General features: G+C 72.4%; 10 protein-coding genes. 4 read left to right on the top strand and 6 right to left on the bottom strand.

Annotated elements, in window-relative coordinates; all coding sequences use genetic code 11:
- Window positions 1–163 precede the first annotated feature (163 nt).
- From ACFZB3_RS39945 to ACFZB3_RS39935, 3 genes are all read left to right on the top strand, one after another.
- Window positions 164–1,642 (top strand): cytochrome P450, encoded by a 1,479-nt coding sequence (locus ACFZB3_RS39945; protein ID WP_391385755.1) that lies wholly within the window; start codon window positions 164–166, stop codon window positions 1,640–1,642.
- The gene (locus tag ACFZB3_RS39940) at window positions 1,626–2,633 is read left to right on the top strand and encodes a (-)-alpha-amorphene synthase (RefSeq protein ID WP_391385752.1); all 1,008 of its coding nucleotides are present in this window, start codon (window positions 1,626–1,628) and stop codon (window positions 2,631–2,633) included. The genes ACFZB3_RS39945 and ACFZB3_RS39940 overlap by 17 nt, the downstream gene beginning before the upstream one ends.
- Window positions 2,634–2,863: 230 nt before the next feature.
- Complete coding sequence (locus ACFZB3_RS39935; protein ID WP_391385749.1) at window positions 2,864–5,731, top strand: AAA family ATPase; 2,868 nt, start codon at window positions 2,864–2,866, stop codon at window positions 5,729–5,731.
- A 30-nt stretch (window positions 5,732–5,761) separates the two neighbouring features.
- Here the strand turns inward: ACFZB3_RS39935 and ACFZB3_RS39930 are convergent, their stop codons facing one another.
- From ACFZB3_RS39930 to ACFZB3_RS39905, 6 genes are all read right to left on the bottom strand, one after another.
- A complete protein-coding gene (locus ACFZB3_RS39930) occupies window positions 5,762–7,315 on the bottom strand; it encodes an AMP-binding protein (RefSeq protein ID WP_391385746.1) in 1,554 nt (517 codons plus the stop codon).
- Complete coding sequence (locus tag ACFZB3_RS39925; protein ID WP_391385743.1) at window positions 7,312–8,421, bottom strand: nitronate monooxygenase; 1,110 nt, start codon at window positions 8,419–8,421, stop codon at window positions 7,312–7,314. The genes ACFZB3_RS39930 and ACFZB3_RS39925 overlap by 4 nt, the downstream gene beginning before the upstream one ends.
- Window positions 8,422–8,505: 84 nt before the next feature.
- Window positions 8,506–10,077, bottom strand: a complete 1,572-nt coding sequence (locus ACFZB3_RS39920; protein ID WP_391385740.1) for an FAD-dependent oxidoreductase — start codon at window positions 10,075–10,077, stop codon at window positions 8,506–8,508.
- A 147-nt stretch (window positions 10,078–10,224) separates the two neighbouring features.
- The gene (locus ACFZB3_RS39915) at window positions 10,225–12,477 is read right to left on the bottom strand and encodes a tetratricopeptide repeat protein (RefSeq protein WP_391385737.1); all 2,253 of its coding nucleotides are present in this window, start codon (window positions 12,475–12,477) and stop codon (window positions 10,225–10,227) included.
- 60 nt (window positions 12,478–12,537) lie between these two features.
- The gene (locus ACFZB3_RS39910; RefSeq protein WP_391386155.1) at window positions 12,538–13,317 is read right to left on the bottom strand and encodes an oxygenase MpaB family protein; all 780 of its coding nucleotides are present in this window, start codon (window positions 13,315–13,317) and stop codon (window positions 12,538–12,540) included.
- A gap of 315 nt (window positions 13,318–13,632) precedes the next feature.
- On the bottom strand, window positions 13,633–14,202 hold the full coding sequence (locus ACFZB3_RS39905; RefSeq protein WP_391385734.1) for a TetR family transcriptional regulator: 570 nt from the start codon (window positions 14,200–14,202) through the stop codon (window positions 13,633–13,635).
- Window positions 14,203–14,386: 184 nt separating this feature from the next.
- On the opposite strand from ACFZB3_RS39905, the gene ACFZB3_RS39900 reads away from it, so the two are divergent.
- A complete protein-coding gene (locus tag ACFZB3_RS39900) occupies window positions 14,387–15,796 on the top strand; it encodes a carboxypeptidase regulatory-like domain-containing protein (protein ID WP_391385731.1) in 1,410 nt (469 codons plus the stop codon).
- The last annotated feature ends 48 nt before the right edge of the window (window positions 15,797–15,844 follow it).

The raw sequence follows: 15,844 nt of genomic DNA, 5'->3' as shown, positions 1-15,844 counted from the left end.
CGTTCACGCCCTGCGCTTTTTGCTTCAACGTGCCCCCGTGCGCCCCTTTGGAGAAAGGTTTCCGGAAACCCGAGCACGATTGAACTGGGCAGGACTTGTCTCGGACTGTCAGCCTCGAAACAGGTTCGCTCATTTCACGTTTCACACTGGGCAGGAGGTTTCCATGAACGGTGCAGCACCCGAACAAAAACGAACGTGGACGACAGGTACTGCTCCCGGCATATTCCCACTCCTCGGTCACGGTATCGCCTTATACCGTCGCCCGCTGGCGTTTCTCAATTCTTTGCCCGCGCACGGGGATCTGGTCGAGATACGGCTGGGCCCCCGGCGCGCCTGGATGGTGTGCCACCCGGAGCTGGCCCACGAGGTGCTCATGGACCCGCACACTTTCGACAAAGGGGGCCCGTTGTACGACAGGCTGGGCAAGCTGATGGGGGATGGTCTGGTCACCTGCCAACAGTCCGCGCACCGGGACCGGCGCAGGCTGCTGCAGCCGGCCTTCCGGCCGTCCCACGCCGCCGCGTACACGGAACTCGTCGCCGAGGAGGCCGAGTCGGTGTGCGAGGGGTGGCAGACGGGCCGGCCGGTTCCCGTCACCGAGGCGATGATGACCCTCACGACCCGCGTGATCAGCCGGGTCCTGCTCTCCGACTCGCTGGACGACCCGACCGCCGCCCAGGTGCGGGACTGCCTCGCCGACGTGGTCCGCGGCCTCTTCGTCCGCACGGTCGTGCCGATCGACGCGCTGTTCCGGCTCCCGACCCCGGCCAACCGCCGCTACCGGCGGGCGCTCGCCCGGCTGCACGCCGTCATCGACGCGGTGATCGCCGAACGCCGCCGGGGCACGGCGCGCGACGACGTCCTGGGCACCCTGCTGGCGTCCGCCCACGGCGACGGCGGGGCGCCCGCCCGCACCGACCAGGAGATCCACGACCACCTGATCACGCTGCTGCTCACGGGCGCCGAGACCTCGGCCCTGTCCCTGGCCGCCGCCTTCAGTCTGCTGGCCCGCCATCCCGAGGCCGAACAGCGCCTGCACGCCGAGCTCGACGCCGTCCTGCCCGGCGGCCGCCGGCCCCGCCCCGACGACCTGCCGGACCTCGTCCGGACCCGGTGCGTCGTCTCCGAGACGCTGCGGCACTCGTCCCCCGGCTGGCTCTTCACCCGCGTCGCCACCCGCGAGACGGAACTCGCCGGCTGCCGGCTGCCCGCCGGAGCCACCGTGCTCTACAGCCCCTACCTCCTCCACCACGATCTGTCGTCCTTCCCCGACCCCGAGCGCTTCGACCCCGACCGCTGGCTGCCGGGACGGCCCACCGCCGCACAGCGGCGCGCGATGATGCCGTTCTCCGCGGGCAACCGCAAATGCCTGGGCGACGAGTTCGCCATGGTCGAGATCACCGTGGCGCTCGCGACCATCGCCGGCCGGCTGCGCCTGCGCCATCTGCCCGGGTACGCCGCGCGGCCACCGCGCCCCGCGATCACACTCGGGCCGCGCTCGCTGGTCATGGTCCGCGAACCACGTGCGCACGGCCTGTCACAGACCTCGTCGTCCAGCGCTCCGCTCCCGCGCCGCGCGGTCCGCACCCGGCAGGCACCGGAATCCCGATCGGCAGGTGACCACAGTGTCGACAACGCATGAGGAAGCCGCGGTCGGCGTTCCGGACCGGCAGACGGCGGCCAGCCTCAAGGACCTCATCGACACCCACCTGCACATGCCGTTTCCGTTCCGGCGCAATCCCCATGAACGGGAGGCCTCGAACAGTGTGGACGCCTGGCTGAGCACGTGGGGGCTGACCGCCGAACCAGGTGTGGCGGCGATGATCGTCCGCACTCGTCCCGCTCAGCTCGCGTCCTTCACCAGCCCCACGGTGGACCCCGGGATCCTGCGCATCGTGGCCCACCAGATCGCCTATCAGTTCGTCTTCGACGACCGGGCGGAGGACATCGGCCGGCACTCCCCGGCCGGGCTCATACCCATGCTGTGCGAGAGCGTCGACGTTCTGCGGGACGGCCGTGCGCCCAGCACACCGCTCGGAGCGGCCCTCACCGACCTGTACCGGCAGGTCCGGGAACGGTGCACCCCCGATCAGGCCGCACGATGGGCCTGGAAGAGCCGGGAATACGTGCACGGCCTGCTGTACGAGGCGGTGGCCCAGGCCCACCCCGTCGTCCTGCGCACCGGGGACTGCGCCTCCATACGGTCGCTGACCGCAGGCGTCGAGCCGTTCTACCCGCTCTACGAGGCCGCGGCGCCGGAGGAGCTGTCCCCCGCGGAACTCCACCATCCGGCCGTGGTGCGGCTCAGCCGGCTCTCGGCCGACGCGGCGGTCTGGACAGCCGATCTGTTCTCCGCGGCGAAGGAACAGCGCGCGGGCGAGATGATCAACCTGGCCCTGGCCCACCAGCGTGAACACCGGTGCTCCCTGCCCGCCGCCGTCGTCCTGACCATCCGGCAGATCAACGGCGCGATCCGCGAGTTCCAGAGGCTCCACGCCCAGGTCGAGAAGGAGCTGAGTCCCGCCGGCCTCGCGTACGTGGCGGGCATGACCGGCTGGATCCGCGGGTGTTACCACTGGTCCCGAACCGTGCCCCGGTACGCGGACGTGACGTCGGTGCCCGCCGTGCCGTAGGAGCACCTGACGCGCTCCCGCAGCCGCGCCCGAGGGAGTTGGCGATCAGGGTCATCTACCCGGAGGAAGGACATTATCCCTTCTGCAGTTCATGATTCACCCGATAGTACTCAGTCCGGCCTGCCCACACCGCGACAAGGCGTACGCTCGGCTCTCCCCGGGCCGAACGAAAGAAAGCGGTACGGCATATGGCGATGGAGCCGCGGCAACCGATCACGGACCAAGAGACCTTGATCGAACGCCGACGGGAACTTCAGGCCCTGGACGCGGCATTCCGGGAATTGCGGCGCACCACGGGTGTCGCGCCACGAGCACGGAGCAAGGGGCTGCTCGCCTTCTCCGGGTCGGCCGGACTGGGCAAGACCGCACTCGTCACAGAAGCCCGCGCCCGGGCGCTGGCACACAAGTTCACGGTGTTGTCGGCCAGGGGCAGCGAGACGGAACAGTGCTCGGCGTTCCGCGTGGTGCGCCAGTTGATGCAGCCCTCGCTGGCAAGGATGGACGAGGCGGAACTCCGCGTCTTCCTGGGCAGCTGGTACGACACCGTCGCCGCCGTCCTCGGACTCGAAGCGACGGGACCCGGCCCCGCGCCGGACCCGGTCGGGGTCCGCGAGGGTCTCGACTGGGTCATGACCCGCCTCACGGTGAGGAAGGCCCCCGTCGTCGTGCTCCTGGACGACCTCCACTGGACCGACCCGGAGTCCCTGAGCTGGCTCACCTCCTTCGCACCACGGGTCGACGACCTTCCCCTGCTGATCGTCGTCAGCTACCGTCCCGACGAACTGCCGCCCGAGGCGGGCGAGTTCCGCACGCTCGTCGGAGATCACGGGAACCGCCCCCACAACCTGGCCCTGCTCACCCCGGAGGGCGTCGCGCGGATCGTCAGGAACGAGATCGGGGAGACGGCCGGGGACCGGTTCTGCAAGGAATGCTGGTCGGCCACCGGCGGAAGCCCCTTCGAGGCGGTGGAACTGGCCATCGGGCTCGCGGAGCGGAAACTGGGCGGCACCGACGACGACCTGCCCGCGATGCGGGAACTGGCCGCCGCGATCAAGGGTCCGGGGCTGATCGAGCGCCTGGAACGGCTCGGCACCACGACCGTGCGCTTCGCGCAGACCGCGGCCGTACTGGGTTCGCCGTTCTCGCCGGAGCTCGCCGCGGCCATCGCCGTACTCGGTGACGAGGCCGTCGCCGAGGCGACCGGGAAGCTGCGCGCGGCGCGGATCCTGGCGGACGGGCACGGCCACGAGGGCGAACTCGAATTCGTGCACCCGCTGATCGCCACGACGATCTACCGCTCCATCCGCACGGGCTTCCGGACCGGTCTGCACAACACGGCGGCGCAGGCCGTCCTCGCCGCGGGTTACGGCCCCACCAAGGCCGCCCGGCACCTGCTGGAAGTCCCCTGCGAAGACCGCCCCGAGACCGTCGCGTGCCTGCGCGAGGCCGCTCGCGAGTACCTCCGGGCCGGAGCCACCGAGGCGGCCCGTCGGCTGCTCACCCGGGCACTGCAGGAACCGCCCCTGCCCGAGGACCGTGCCGCGGTCCTCCACGAACTCGCGTGCGCCACCTTCCTGATCGAGCCCACGGCCACGGTGCGGCATCTCCGCCAGGCGCTTGCCCAGCCGCACGTCGACCCCGATCTGCGCGCCTCCATCGTGTACCGGCTGACCACGGCCATGGCCCACACCGATCAGCTGGCCGAGGCCGTGAGCGTGGCCGCCGAGGAGGCACGGCAGGCCACGAATCCACGGGTCAAACTCCGCATGCAGGCCGACCAGTTCGTCTGGAGCATGGTGCGCCCGGACGACCACGACTCGCCCACCCGCTCCCGGACGCTGGCGCGCCTGGCCGAGCAACTGCCCGGCCGCAGTCTTGAGGAACGCTACATCCTGGGACTGCGGGCCTGGGACGCGGCCATGCGCGGCGAACCGAGAGAGACCTCCCTCGCGTACGCGGACAAGGCCCTCGACGGCGGTATGAGCTGGACCGACGAGAACCGGGGGTTCGAAGTACCCCTTTCCGTCGCCCTGGTGTTCATGTACGGCGACCAGCCGCGGCGGGCCGAGGAGCTGTTCAGCAAGGGGATCGCCGAATGCGTGGCCAAGGGCTGGCACGGCTCCCATCTGGCGTTCGGCCAGACCATCGCCGGGTACATCCGCTACCGCCGCGGCAGCCTCGCCGAAGCCGAGAACGCCGTACGGGAGGGGCTGCGGATCGCCGACAAGGTGGACGGGGTCGTGGCCGCCCAGTGGTTCGGCGTGAGCATTCTCATCAAGACCCTGCTGGCCCGCGGGCGCGTCGCCGAGGCGCGCGTCTTCGCCGACGACCACCACTTCGGCGCGACCCCGGTCAACGCCGTGATCTACCCCGACCCCCGCACCGTCTACGCCGAACTGCTCCTCGCCGAGGGGCGGCACGCCGAGGCGGCGGGGCTGTTGGCCTCGGTCGGGGAGTGGCTGGACGCGCGGGGCTGGCGGAACCCGGCCTGGTGTCCGTGGCAGCTGCGGCTCGCGACCGCGCTCGCGCCCACCGCGCCCGAGGAGGCGGTGGCCCATGCCGAGGAAGCCGTGCGCCGGGCCCGGGAGTTCGGTGCCGCATCGGCCGTCGGGCAGGCCCTGCACACGCTCGCCGAGGTGACCTGCGGGCCGGCGGCGGTCGACCTGTACGCGCAGGCCGTCGACCGGCTGGAGCAGTCGCCGGCCGCCTACGAACTCGCCCGCGCCCAGATCGGCCACGGCGCGGCGCTGTCCCTGGGCGGCCGGCTCCAGGAGGCCGCCGACCGGCTCTACCAGGGGCTGGAGGGGGCCGTCCACTGCGGAGCCGAGGGACTCGCGGCCCGGGCCAGGGAGGAGCTGTCGGCGTCCGGGCTGCGGCCGTTGCCGTTGCGCTACGCGCAGGTGGACACGTTGACCGCGCCGGAGCTGCGGACCGCCGAACTGACCGTCCAGGGGCACTCGGCGGGGGTGGTCGCCAAGGAGCTGCACCTCACCGAGCAGGGTGTGCGGCAGCTGCTGTCCCGTGTCTACCGCAAGCTCGGCACCGACGCGGCCGGGCTCGGCGGATTCCTGGAGGGCCGGCAGCGTCCGCGCCCCTGACCGCGCGCCGGGCCGCCGGGGCCCTGGCGGTCACACCGGCCTGGTGCGTCCCTCCCAGTACGGGTCCCGCAGCCGCCGTTTGTACAGCTTGCCGTTGGGGTCGCGGGGCATCTCGGCGATGAAGTCGACGGTCTTGGGGCACTTGTAGCCGGCGAGCTGTCCGGCGCAGTGGGCGAGCAGGTCGGCGGCGAGGTCCGGGCCGGGTTCGTGTCCGGGGGCGGGTTCGACGACGGCCTTGACCTCCTCGCCCCAGTCGTCGTGCGGGATGCCGAAGGCGGCGGCGTCGGCGACGGCGGGGTGGGAGAGGAGCACGGACTCGATCTCGGCGGGGTAGATGTTGACCCCGCCCGAGATGATCATGTCGATCTTGCGGTCGCGGAGGAACAGGTAGCCGTCCTCGTCGAGGTAGCCGAGGTCGCCGACGGTGAAGAAGTCGCCGATGCGGTTCTTCTCCGTCTTGGCCTGGTCCTTGTGATAGGCGAAGCCGCCGGTGTTCATCTTCATGTAGACGGTGCCGAGTTCGCCGGGCGGGAGCCGGTTGCCGTCGTCGTCGAAGACCGCGAGTTCGCTGATGGGCCAGGCCTTGCCGACCGTACCGGGTTTCTTCAGCCAGTCCTCGGCGGTGGCGAAGGCGCCGCCGCCCTCGCTGGCCGCGTAGTACTCCTCCACGCTGGGACCCCACCAGTCGAGCATGGCCCGCTTGACGTGGTCCGGGCAGGGCGCGGCGCCGTGGATGGCGTGCCGCATGGAGGAGACGTCATGGCGTGCGCGCACATCCTCGGGGAGGGCGAGCAGGCGGTGGAACTGGGTCGGGACCATATGGGTGTGGGTGCACTTGTGTGTGTCGATCAGGCGGAGCATCTCCTCGGGGATCCACTTGTCCATGAGGACCAGGCGGTGGCCTATGTGGAGGGACGCGCCCGCGAACTGGAGCACGGCCGTGTGGTAGAGCGGCGAGCAGACCAGGTGGACGTTGTCGCCGAAGGGGCGGATGCCGAAGATGCCGAGGAAGCCGCCGAGGTAGGCCTCCTCGGGGAGTCTGCCGGGCAGCGGGCGGCGGATGCCGCGGGGGCGGCCGGTCGTACCCGAGGTGTAGTTCATGACCCAGCCGAGTTCGCGGTCCGCCGGGGCCGACTCCGGCTGTCCGTCGAGGAGTTCGGTGTACGGGCGGAAGCCCTCGACCTCGCCGACCGCGTACCGGTGGGTGGCGGGGAGGCCGGCCTCGTCGGCGGCGTGGCGGACCGGGCCGGCGAACCGTTCGTGGGCGATGAGCACCTTGGCGCCGGAGTCGGCGACGATCCAGGCGATCTCCGGGCCGACGAAGTGGTGGTTGACGGGGACGAGGTAGAGGCCGGCCTGGCTGGCGGCGAGGTAGGCGGTGAAGAACTCGGGCCCGTTGGGCAGGACGACCGCGAAGGCGTCGCCGCGTTCCAGGCCCGCGGCCCGGAGTCCGTGGACGAGTCGGTTGACGGCCGCGTGCAGGCGGCCGGCGGTCCATTCCTCGCCGTCGGGTGCGACGAGCACCTTGCGGTCGGGATCGCTCGAGGCCTGGGCCCAGAATCCGGCGGGGGGCGTGCTGGTCACTTGCCGCTCCTTCCGGCGATGCGGTTGATGCGGTCGACGGCCTGTTCGAAGCCCCGGGTGAGGTCGTCGAAGACGGCCTGGACGCTGCGTTCGGCGGTCATGCGGCCGACGATCTGGCCGACGGGGGTGCCGAGCAGGGGCTCGACCTCGTACTTCTGGATGCGGGTCAGTGCCTCGGCGACGAGCAGGCCCTGGAGGGGCATGGGGAGGGTGCCGGGGCCGTTCGCGTCGTCCCAGGCGTCGGTCCACTCGGTGCGCAGCTGGCGGGCCGGTTTGCCGGTCAGGGCGCGGGAGCGGACGGTGTCGCCGGAGCCGGCGGCGAGGAGTTTGCGGGTCACGGCGGGCGAGGAGAGGTCCGCCTCCGTGACGGTCAGCCACATGGAGCCCAGCCACACTCCTTGGGCGCCGAGGCTGAGCGCGGCGGCCACCTGCCGGCCGCTGCCGATGCCGCCCGCCGCCAGGACGGGCAGTGGGGCGACGGCGTCGACGACCTCGGGGGTGAGCACCATGGTGGCGATCTCGCCGGTGTGGCCGCCTGCCTCGTAGCCCTGGGCCACGACGATGTCGATGCCCGCGTCCCTGTGCTTGATCGCGTGCCGGGCACTGCCGGCCAGCGCGGCGACGAGGACGTCCTGGTCGTGGGCGCGGTCGACGACGTCGGCGGGCGGGGAGCCGAGGGCGTTGGCGAGCAGCCGGATCGGGTAGTCGAAGGCGACGTCGAGCTGGGTGCGGGCGACCTGTTCCATCCACCCGGTGATGCGCCAGCCGGACGCCTCGCCGTCGGCCAGCTCGGGCACCCCGTACTTGGCGAGGGTGTCCCTGACGAACTGCCGGTGCCCCTCCGGGATCATCGCCTCGACGTCGGCCTCGGTGACGCCTTCCACCTTCTTGGCGGGCATCACGACGTCGAGCCCGTACGGCTTCCCGTCGACATGCGCCTCGATCCAGTCGAGGTCGCGCTTGAGGTCGTCGGGGGCGGTGTAGCGGACCGCGCCGAGCACTCCGAAACCGCCGGCCCGGCTGATGGCAGCGGCCACGGCGGGGAACGGCGTGAAGCCGAAGACGGCGTGCTCGACTCCCAGGGTCTTGCTCAGCTCCGTCTGCATGGGCGCAGGATGCCGCAGTCGTGCGGCCGACGGAAGACATTTTCTGATGCTCCGTCAGATTCTTTGGCGGCCTGCGGACCGTGGTCAGCCGTCCTGCTGTTCCAGCACCGCCATCGCCGCGTTGTGGCCCGGTACCCCGCTCACCCCTCCCCCGCGCACCGCGCCCGCCCCGCACAGCAGGACGTTGGCGTGCCGGGTCTCCACCCCCCAGCGGCCGGTGCCGTCCTGGGCGTAGGGCCAGGAGAGGTCGCGGTGGAAGATGTTGCCGCCGGGGAGGCGCAGGTCGCGTTCGAGGTCGAGGGGGGTCTTCGCCTCGATGCAGGGGCGGCCGTCGGCGTCGAGGGCGAGGCAGTCGGCGATCGGCTCGGCGAGGTGGGCGTCGAACTGGGCGAGGGTGGCCTTGAGGAGTTCGTCGCGTACGGCGTCGTTGTCGGCGGCGAAGAGCCGGGCCGGGGTGTGCAGTCCGAAGAGGGTGAGCGTCTGGTAGCCGCGTTCGGCCAGGTCGCGGCCGAGGATGGTGGGGTCGGTCAGGGAGTGGCAGTAGATCTCCGAGGGCGGGGCGGCGGGCAGCCGGCCGGCCGCCGCCTGGGCGTGGGCGGTGGCGAGTTGCCCGTAGCCCTCGGCGATGTGGAAGGTGCCGGAGAACGCCTCGCGTGGGTCGACGGCGGTGTCGCGCAGCCTGGGCAGCCGCTTGAGCAGCATGTTCACCTTGAGCTGGGCGCCCTCGGCGGGCTCCGGGGCCGGGTCGCCGGTGAGCGTGGCGAGTTCCTGCGGGGAGGCGCCCACCAGGACGTGCCGGGCGGCGGCCACGCCCTCGCCGTCCGCGGTGCGGTAGGCGACCTCGGCGGCCCGGCCGTCCGTCTCGATCCGTACCGCCTCGTGCCCGGTGGCGAGCACCGCGCCCGCCGAGCGCGCGGCTGCGGCCAGCGCGTCGGTGAGGGCGCCCATGCCGCCGACCGGCACGTCCCAGGCGCCGGTGCCGCCGCCGATGACGTGGTAGAGGAAGCAGCGGTTCTGGCGCAGCGAGGGGTCGTGGGCGTCGGCGAAGGTGCCGATCAGCGCGTCGGTGAGGACGACCCCGCGCACCAGGTCGTCCGTGAAGTTCTCCTCGATCGCGACCCCGATCGGCTCCTCGAACAGGGCCCGCCAGGCCGCCTCGTCGTCGATCCGGCGGCGCAGTTCCTCGCGTGCGGGCAGCGGTTCGGTGAGCGTCGGGAAGACGCGCTCGGCGACCCGGCCGGTCATGGCGTAGAACCGCTGCCAGGCCTGGTACTCCGCCTTGCCCCCGGTGAGCCGCTCGAACGCCTCGCGGATCCGCCGCTCGCCGCCGCCGACCAGCAGCCCGGTCGGCCGGCCGTCGCGCTCCACGGGCGTGTACGAGGAGATGGTGCGGCCGCGGACGCGGAAGTCCAGGCCGAGGTCGCGGACGATCTTCCTGGGCAGCAGGCTGACCAGGTAGGAGTAGCGGGACAGCCGCGCGTCGACACCGGCGAAGGGGCGGGTGGAGACCGCGGCGCCGCCGGTGCGGCCCAGCCGCTCCAGCACCAGCACGGAGCGGCCGGCCCGGGCGAGGTAGGCGGCCGCGACGAGGCCGTTGTGGCCGCCGCCGACGATGATGGCGTCGTAGGTGCGCGAGGGTTCCGTGGCAGCGGGCATGGTTCTTCGTAACACATGATGATCTAGGTGGGTAAGAGGCGTGCCGGTTCGCTCCGCGAGGAGGGCCGGTTTTCGGGTGCGGGTCCGTGGGGGGCTGGTCGCGCAGTTCCCCGCGCCCCTACGGAGCGCTGCCCCTTACGGGGCGCTTCACAGTCGCCCTCCTGATGCGCGCTGTTGGCGCAGGACCGCCACCCTCCGGTACAGCTCCACGGCCTCCGCGCCCCGCCCCAACTGCTCCAGGCAGTGGGCCTCGTCGTTGCGGCTGGCCAGGGTGTCGGGGTGGTCGGAGCCGAGGACGCGTTCCCGGGCGGCGGCGACGCGGCCGTACTCGGTGAGCGCGTCCGGCCAGCGGCCCAGCCAGCCCAGGCTCACCGCCACCTCGCGGCGGCTGACCAGGGTGTCGAGGTGGTCCGGGCCCAGGACCCGTTCGCGGATCGCGCAGACGTCGCGTGATTCCGCGAGGGCCTCCTCCCAGCGGCCGAGGCGGCCGAGGTTGACGCCGAGGCCGTGGCGGGCCCGCAGGGTCTCGGGGTGGGCGGGGCCCTGGACGCGGGTGCGGTCGTCGATCAGGGCGCGGTAGAGGGTGAGCGCGTCGGCGCTGCGGCCCAGGCGGCCGAGGCTGATGCCGACCTCGTAGCGGGCGGCGAGGGTGTCGGGGTGGTCGGGGCCGAGGGCGCGGGCGCGCGCGTCGGCGACCTCGCGGTAGGTCTGCAGGGCCTCCTCCCAACGCCCCAACTGACCTAATGCGTAGGCGACTTCGTAGCGGGTGACCAGGGTGTCGGGGTGCTGCGGGCCGAGTACCCGGGCGCGGGCCGCGGCCACGTCGTGGGCCATCCGGTACGAGTCCTCCAGGCGGCCCAGCCTGCTGAGGTTGAAGGCGAGGTTGTGGCGGCAGCGCAGGGTGTCCGGATGGTCGGGGCCGGTCAGCCGCTGCCGGGCGGCGAGGACGGCCGTGTACACCTGGTGGGCGTCGAAGTGGCGGCCCAACTGGCCCAGCACGTAGGCCGTTTCCTGACGGGCGGCGAGGGTGTCGGGATGGTCGGCGCCCAGGGCGTGCTCCCGGGCCGCGGCGACCTCGGTGTACTCGCGCAGCGCGTCGGCGGCGCGGCCGGTGCGGCTGAGGGTGAAGGCGATCTCGTAGCGGCTGGCGAGGGTGTCGGGGTGGTCGGGGCCGAGGAGGCGGGTGCGTTCGGCGGCGACGGCGCGGTGCACCTCGCCGGCCTCGGCCCAGCGGCCGAGCCGTCCCAGGCTGAGCCCGGCGTTGTGCCGGCCGGCGAGGGCGGCCAGGGCTTCCGGGGCGGGGGCGGGGACGGGGACGGGGACGGGGACCGCCGGGAGCGGTTCCGCGACGCCGGTGGCCGGGCGGGCGATCCACTCGCCGGTGAGTCCGGCACCGGGGTCGGGCGGGGTGGTGCGCAGGGCGGCGCCGGTCGCCTTGTGGCCGGTGGTCATGCCCCGGGTCCAGGACGGCAGCCGGGGCTCGCGGGCGGCCGGTTCCGGGGGCCGGAGCGGGGGCTGCGCGGTGACGACGGTGGGGACGTACGTGGGTGTCGTCCGTCCGGAGGTGATCCGGCGGCCCAGTTCCCGGGCGTCGTAGGGTCGTTGGTCCGGTCGTTTGGCCAGCAGGTCGAGGACGACCTTCTCGAACCAGCCGGGCAGTTCGGGGCGGTGGCTGCGCGGCGGGGCGGGCGGGGTGTCGCGGTGGCCGACGAGGATCGCCCAGGCGTCGTCGAGGTCGAACGGCGGTGCCCCGGTGGCGATCTCGTAGAGCACGCAGCCCAGTGAGTACAGGTCGCTGCGCCGGTCGACCTCGGTGCCGCCGATCTGCTCCGGGGACATGTAGTGCGGGGTGCCCATGGCGATGCCGGTGCCGGTCAGCCGGGAGGTGAAGCCGATGTCGTGGCCGAGCCGGGCGATGCCGAAGTCGCAGATCTTCACCGTGCCGTCGGTGCGCCGCATGATGTTCGCCGGTTTCAGGTCCCGGTGCACGATGCCCTGCTGGTGGGTGTAGGCGAGGGCGGCGGCGACCTGCTCGGCGATGTCGACGACGTCGCCGACGGGCAGCGGGTGGTGTCTGTTGTCCTCCATGAGCTGGCTGAGGTTGCGGCCGTCGAGCAACTCCATGACCAGGTAGAGGATGCCGTCGTGCTCGCCGAAGTCGTGGACGACGGTGACCCCGCGGTGGGAGAGCGCGGCGGCGACTCTCGCCTCGCGCCGGAACCGCTCCCGCAGCACGCGGGTGAACGCCTGGTCGTGGTGCGGGCCGAGCGGTTTGAGGCACTTCACGGCGACCTGCCGGCCGAGCGACTCGTCGCGGGCCCGCCACACCTCGCCCATCCCGCCCCGCCCGATCAGGTCGAGCAGCCGGTACCTCCCCTGGACCAGCCCGCTGTCAGCCATCGCGCGCCGTCGCCCCCCGTCGCGGTCCGTGGCACCCCCCTGCTCGCCCAGTATGGCTGTCTATCGCCCGACTTTGTACGGTGCGGGGCGTGCGTCCGGGCCGAGCCTCGCGATGGCGTCCAGGATGTGTTTCGGCGGGAGTTGCCAGCGCAGACGTGCGGGAACACAGCGCAGCAGGGTGCCGGTGGCGCGCAGTCGGCGGGTCACGACGGCGGGTTCCGGGGCCGGTCTGCCGTACAGCGCGTGGGCGTACGGCGGCAGAGAGGCGTACGCGAGGTGGGCCACGCGCCGCCACAGCACCTCGCGCGCCGGTATCAGGAGGGGATGCGTCGACGGCCGGAGCAGGAACTCGTCCACCGCGCGCGCGTCGGCGCCGAGGGCGAGCACCGGCCGTACCGACTCGAAGTAGGCGGCCAGTGCGGCCCGGTCGCCGGGTACGGCGTCGGTGTCGAGGCCCACCAGCCGGGCGCGGGCGCGTTGTTCGGCGACGTACCGGTCGGCCTGGGCGTCGGTGAGCGGGATGCCGGAGCGGCGGGCGACGTGCAGGTACGAGTCGATCTCGGCGCAGTGCACCCAGAGCAACAGGCCGGGTTCGTCCACGCCGTACCGTTCGCCGGTGTCGGGGTCGGTGGCGCCCAGCATGCTGTGGATCTTCCGTACCCGGGCGCCGGCCCGCTCGGCGGCCTCGGTGGTGCCGTAGATGGTGGTGCGCACGTAGTCCGCGGTGCGCATCAGGCGGCCCCAGGCGTCGCTGCGGAAGTCCGAGTTCTCCATGACGCCGCGCACCGCGCGCGGGTGCAGGGCCTGGAGCCAGAGCGCCCGGATGCCGGCGATCCACATGATGGGGTCGCCGTGCAGGTGCCAGGTCACGGAGTCGGGGGTGAAGAGCCCGGCGTCACCGTCCGTACCGGCAGGTGGGACCGGAGCCGCTCGGTGTCTCCGGAGCACGATGTCGTCCCGCATGTCCGCCAACCGTTCTCAGCGCCCGGTGGATCGTCTGCCGAGGGGGCCTGGCGCGGCGGTACGGATTCACGGACCTGCCCGTCCCGCCCCACGGCGTCACCCCGAGTCCTTCCCGCAGTACCCCTGGATCACTCCCGTCGGCACGGTCCGGAGTCCGCCGGTCGTGCGCCCCGGTCTCGAACGGCCACGAGTTCAGTCGGCCGCCGCGACCGCGTCCCTGATGAGACGGTGGGCGGCGGCGTCGGTACGGGCGGCGTCATGGGTCACCAGGCGGTCCTGGCACAGACCGCGCAGTCCGGAGACGAGGAGCGTGGCCGCCGCCCGCGCCTGCTGCTGCGGGTGGCCCAGCCGGACGTAGGCCGCGGCGATGGGGCCGATCATGACCTCGACGGTCTCGGCCGCGACGGCGCCGTACTGCTGGGGATCGGTGGCGGCGAGGCTGAGCAGCTGCAGCAGCATGCGGACCGGCCCGGACTGCTCCCCGACGGTCATGGCGTCCCAGAGGGTGTGGGCCGCCTCGCGCAGTTCCGCGCCGTCGCGCACCTCGTCGAACATCGCGCGGACGTCGGGACGGCTGGTGGCCAGCGCCTGGGCCAGCAGGTTCTCGCGGCTGCCGAAGTAGTACAGAAGCATGCGCTTGGTGGTGCCGATCGACTGGGCGAGCGGACTCAGCGACATCTGTGCGACGCCGTGGTGCTGGAGGTGGTGCACCACCTGTTGCAGCAGCTCGGCACGCTTTTCGGCATTGACGGGGCGCGACACACTTTGACTGTACCGACCGGTACGCGTAAGGTCCAGCAGCATAGATGTTCCGATCGGTACGTTAATTGGGTGGCGCCCTGACGAAGGCCGGGCGCGGCACAGTCGGGAGAGGCGCCGTGAAACTGTCCGGACCGCGAACAACGCAGGCCTGCCGGCACCGGAGCGGCGGCCGGGGGGTGGCTCTGTGAAGCCCCGGGTCGAGCGGCCCCGGGGCGTCTCCGTGGCCAGGGTCCTCGTCGAGACCCTGACGATCCCGGTGCTGCTCTTCCTGGGCCTGCTGCTCTGCTTCCCGCTGGCCTTTCACCAGCCTCAGCCCCACCACGCCAAGATCGTGGTCGCCGGTCCCGCGGCGGAACGCAGGGTCGACACCGCGCTGCGGCGGTCGGACAGCGACGGGTTCGACGTCACCGCCGTGGCGGACGCCCGGGACGCCCGCCGGGCGGTGCTGGACCGGGACGCCGTGGCAGGCTTCGCCGCCACGGACGGACACGCCGTGCTGTACGTGGCCAAGGCCAACGGCTCGGCCCTGGAACAGGCGCTGGCCAAGGGTTTCACCCAGCTCGCGGCGCACAACCACCAGAAGCTCACCGTCACGGACGTGGCCCCCACGGTCGGCAAGGACGGGCTCGGCACGACCCTGGTCTACTTCGGGATCGCCTGGAACGTGCCCGGCTACATACTCGCCACGACCCTGCTGCGGGCGGTGACCTTCACCCGGCGCAGGAAGCTGATCACCATCGCGGGCGTGGCCGGCCTCTTCAGCGCCGTGGGTTTCCTGGTCGGCACGGGACTGGGCTTCTTCCCCGACGACCCCACGGCCCTGGCGATCGCCTTCCTGCTCACGACGGCCGTGGCCACGTTCTCCCTCGGCATGGCGCCGTTCGTCAAGCACTTCTTCCCGCTCGCGGGTCTGGGCCTGTACGTCGTGCTGAGCGTTCCCTCCAGCGGCCTGGTCCCCGTCCCGCTGCTGCCGCGGTTCTTCCAGGGCCTGCACGCCGTCATGCCGCTGGGCAACGCGGTCGACGCCCTGAGGGGAGTCCTGTACTTCGACGGTGCGGGGGTGCTGAAGCCGGTCCTCGTGCTGTGCGCGTGGATCGCCGCGGGGACGGCGCTGCTGGGCCTGGACGCGTGGCGGCACCACCGCGCAGCCGCAGGGCACGCAGCGCAGGACGAGCCGGAGGACGTTCCCGAGCCGCCGGTGGAGGACCCCTCCGTGGAGGCACCCGCCCCCACCGCGCTACCGGTCCGCCCGCACCACTTCGGTGAGCCGTTGCCGATGCTGGAGGGCACCGTCCGCGACCCCGGACAGCAGCCCGTCCACCACGCCGCGGTGACCGTCATGGACGCCGGCGGCCGGCAGTTGGTGCGGACCACGACGAACGCACGGGGCGAGTACGCCGTGACCGGCCTGCCCGAGGGGTACATCAGCGTCGTCGCCTCGCACCCCGGACGCGACCCCCTGGTCCACCAGAAGCTGCTGCAGTCCGGTGTGGCCGTCCGGGCCGACTTCACCCTGCACGACCGGCGCAACCGGACACCGGTCGGCTCAGGTGCCGGACACCTCGGTCCACGGCACGCGAGACACGGATCGTGAGACGCGCCGGAGGATGCGGCCGGGGCCGTCGTTCTCTTTGCTGGACCT

This window comes from Streptomyces sp. NPDC008092, from assembly GCF_042957285.1.
GTDB lineage: Bacteria > Actinomycetota > Actinomycetes > Streptomycetales > Streptomycetaceae > Streptomyces.
Note: the sequence above shows the minus strand (reverse complement) of the source record. Positions and strands in the feature narration are given on the sequence as shown.

Bases quoted from the DNA above. Each gene is read 5' to 3' on its own strand.
- ACFZB3_RS39920 (WP_391385740.1), bottom strand. From the start codon at position 10,077: ATGCCCGCTGCCACGGAACCCTCGCGCACCTACGACGCCATCATCGTC.
- ACFZB3_RS39915 (WP_391385737.1), bottom strand. From the start codon at position 12,477: ATGGCTGACAGCGGGCTGGTCCAGGGGAGGTACCGGCTGCTCGACCTG.
- ACFZB3_RS39910 (WP_391386155.1), bottom strand. From the start codon at position 13,317: ATGTGGATCGCCGGCATCCGGGCGCTCTGGCTCCAGGCCCTGCACCCG.
- ACFZB3_RS39925 (WP_391385743.1), bottom strand. From the start codon at position 8,421: ATGCAGACGGAGCTGAGCAAGACCCTGGGAGTCGAGCACGCCGTCTTC.
- ACFZB3_RS39945 (WP_391385755.1), top strand. From the start codon at position 164: ATGAACGGTGCAGCACCCGAACAAAAACGAACGTGGACGACAGGTACT.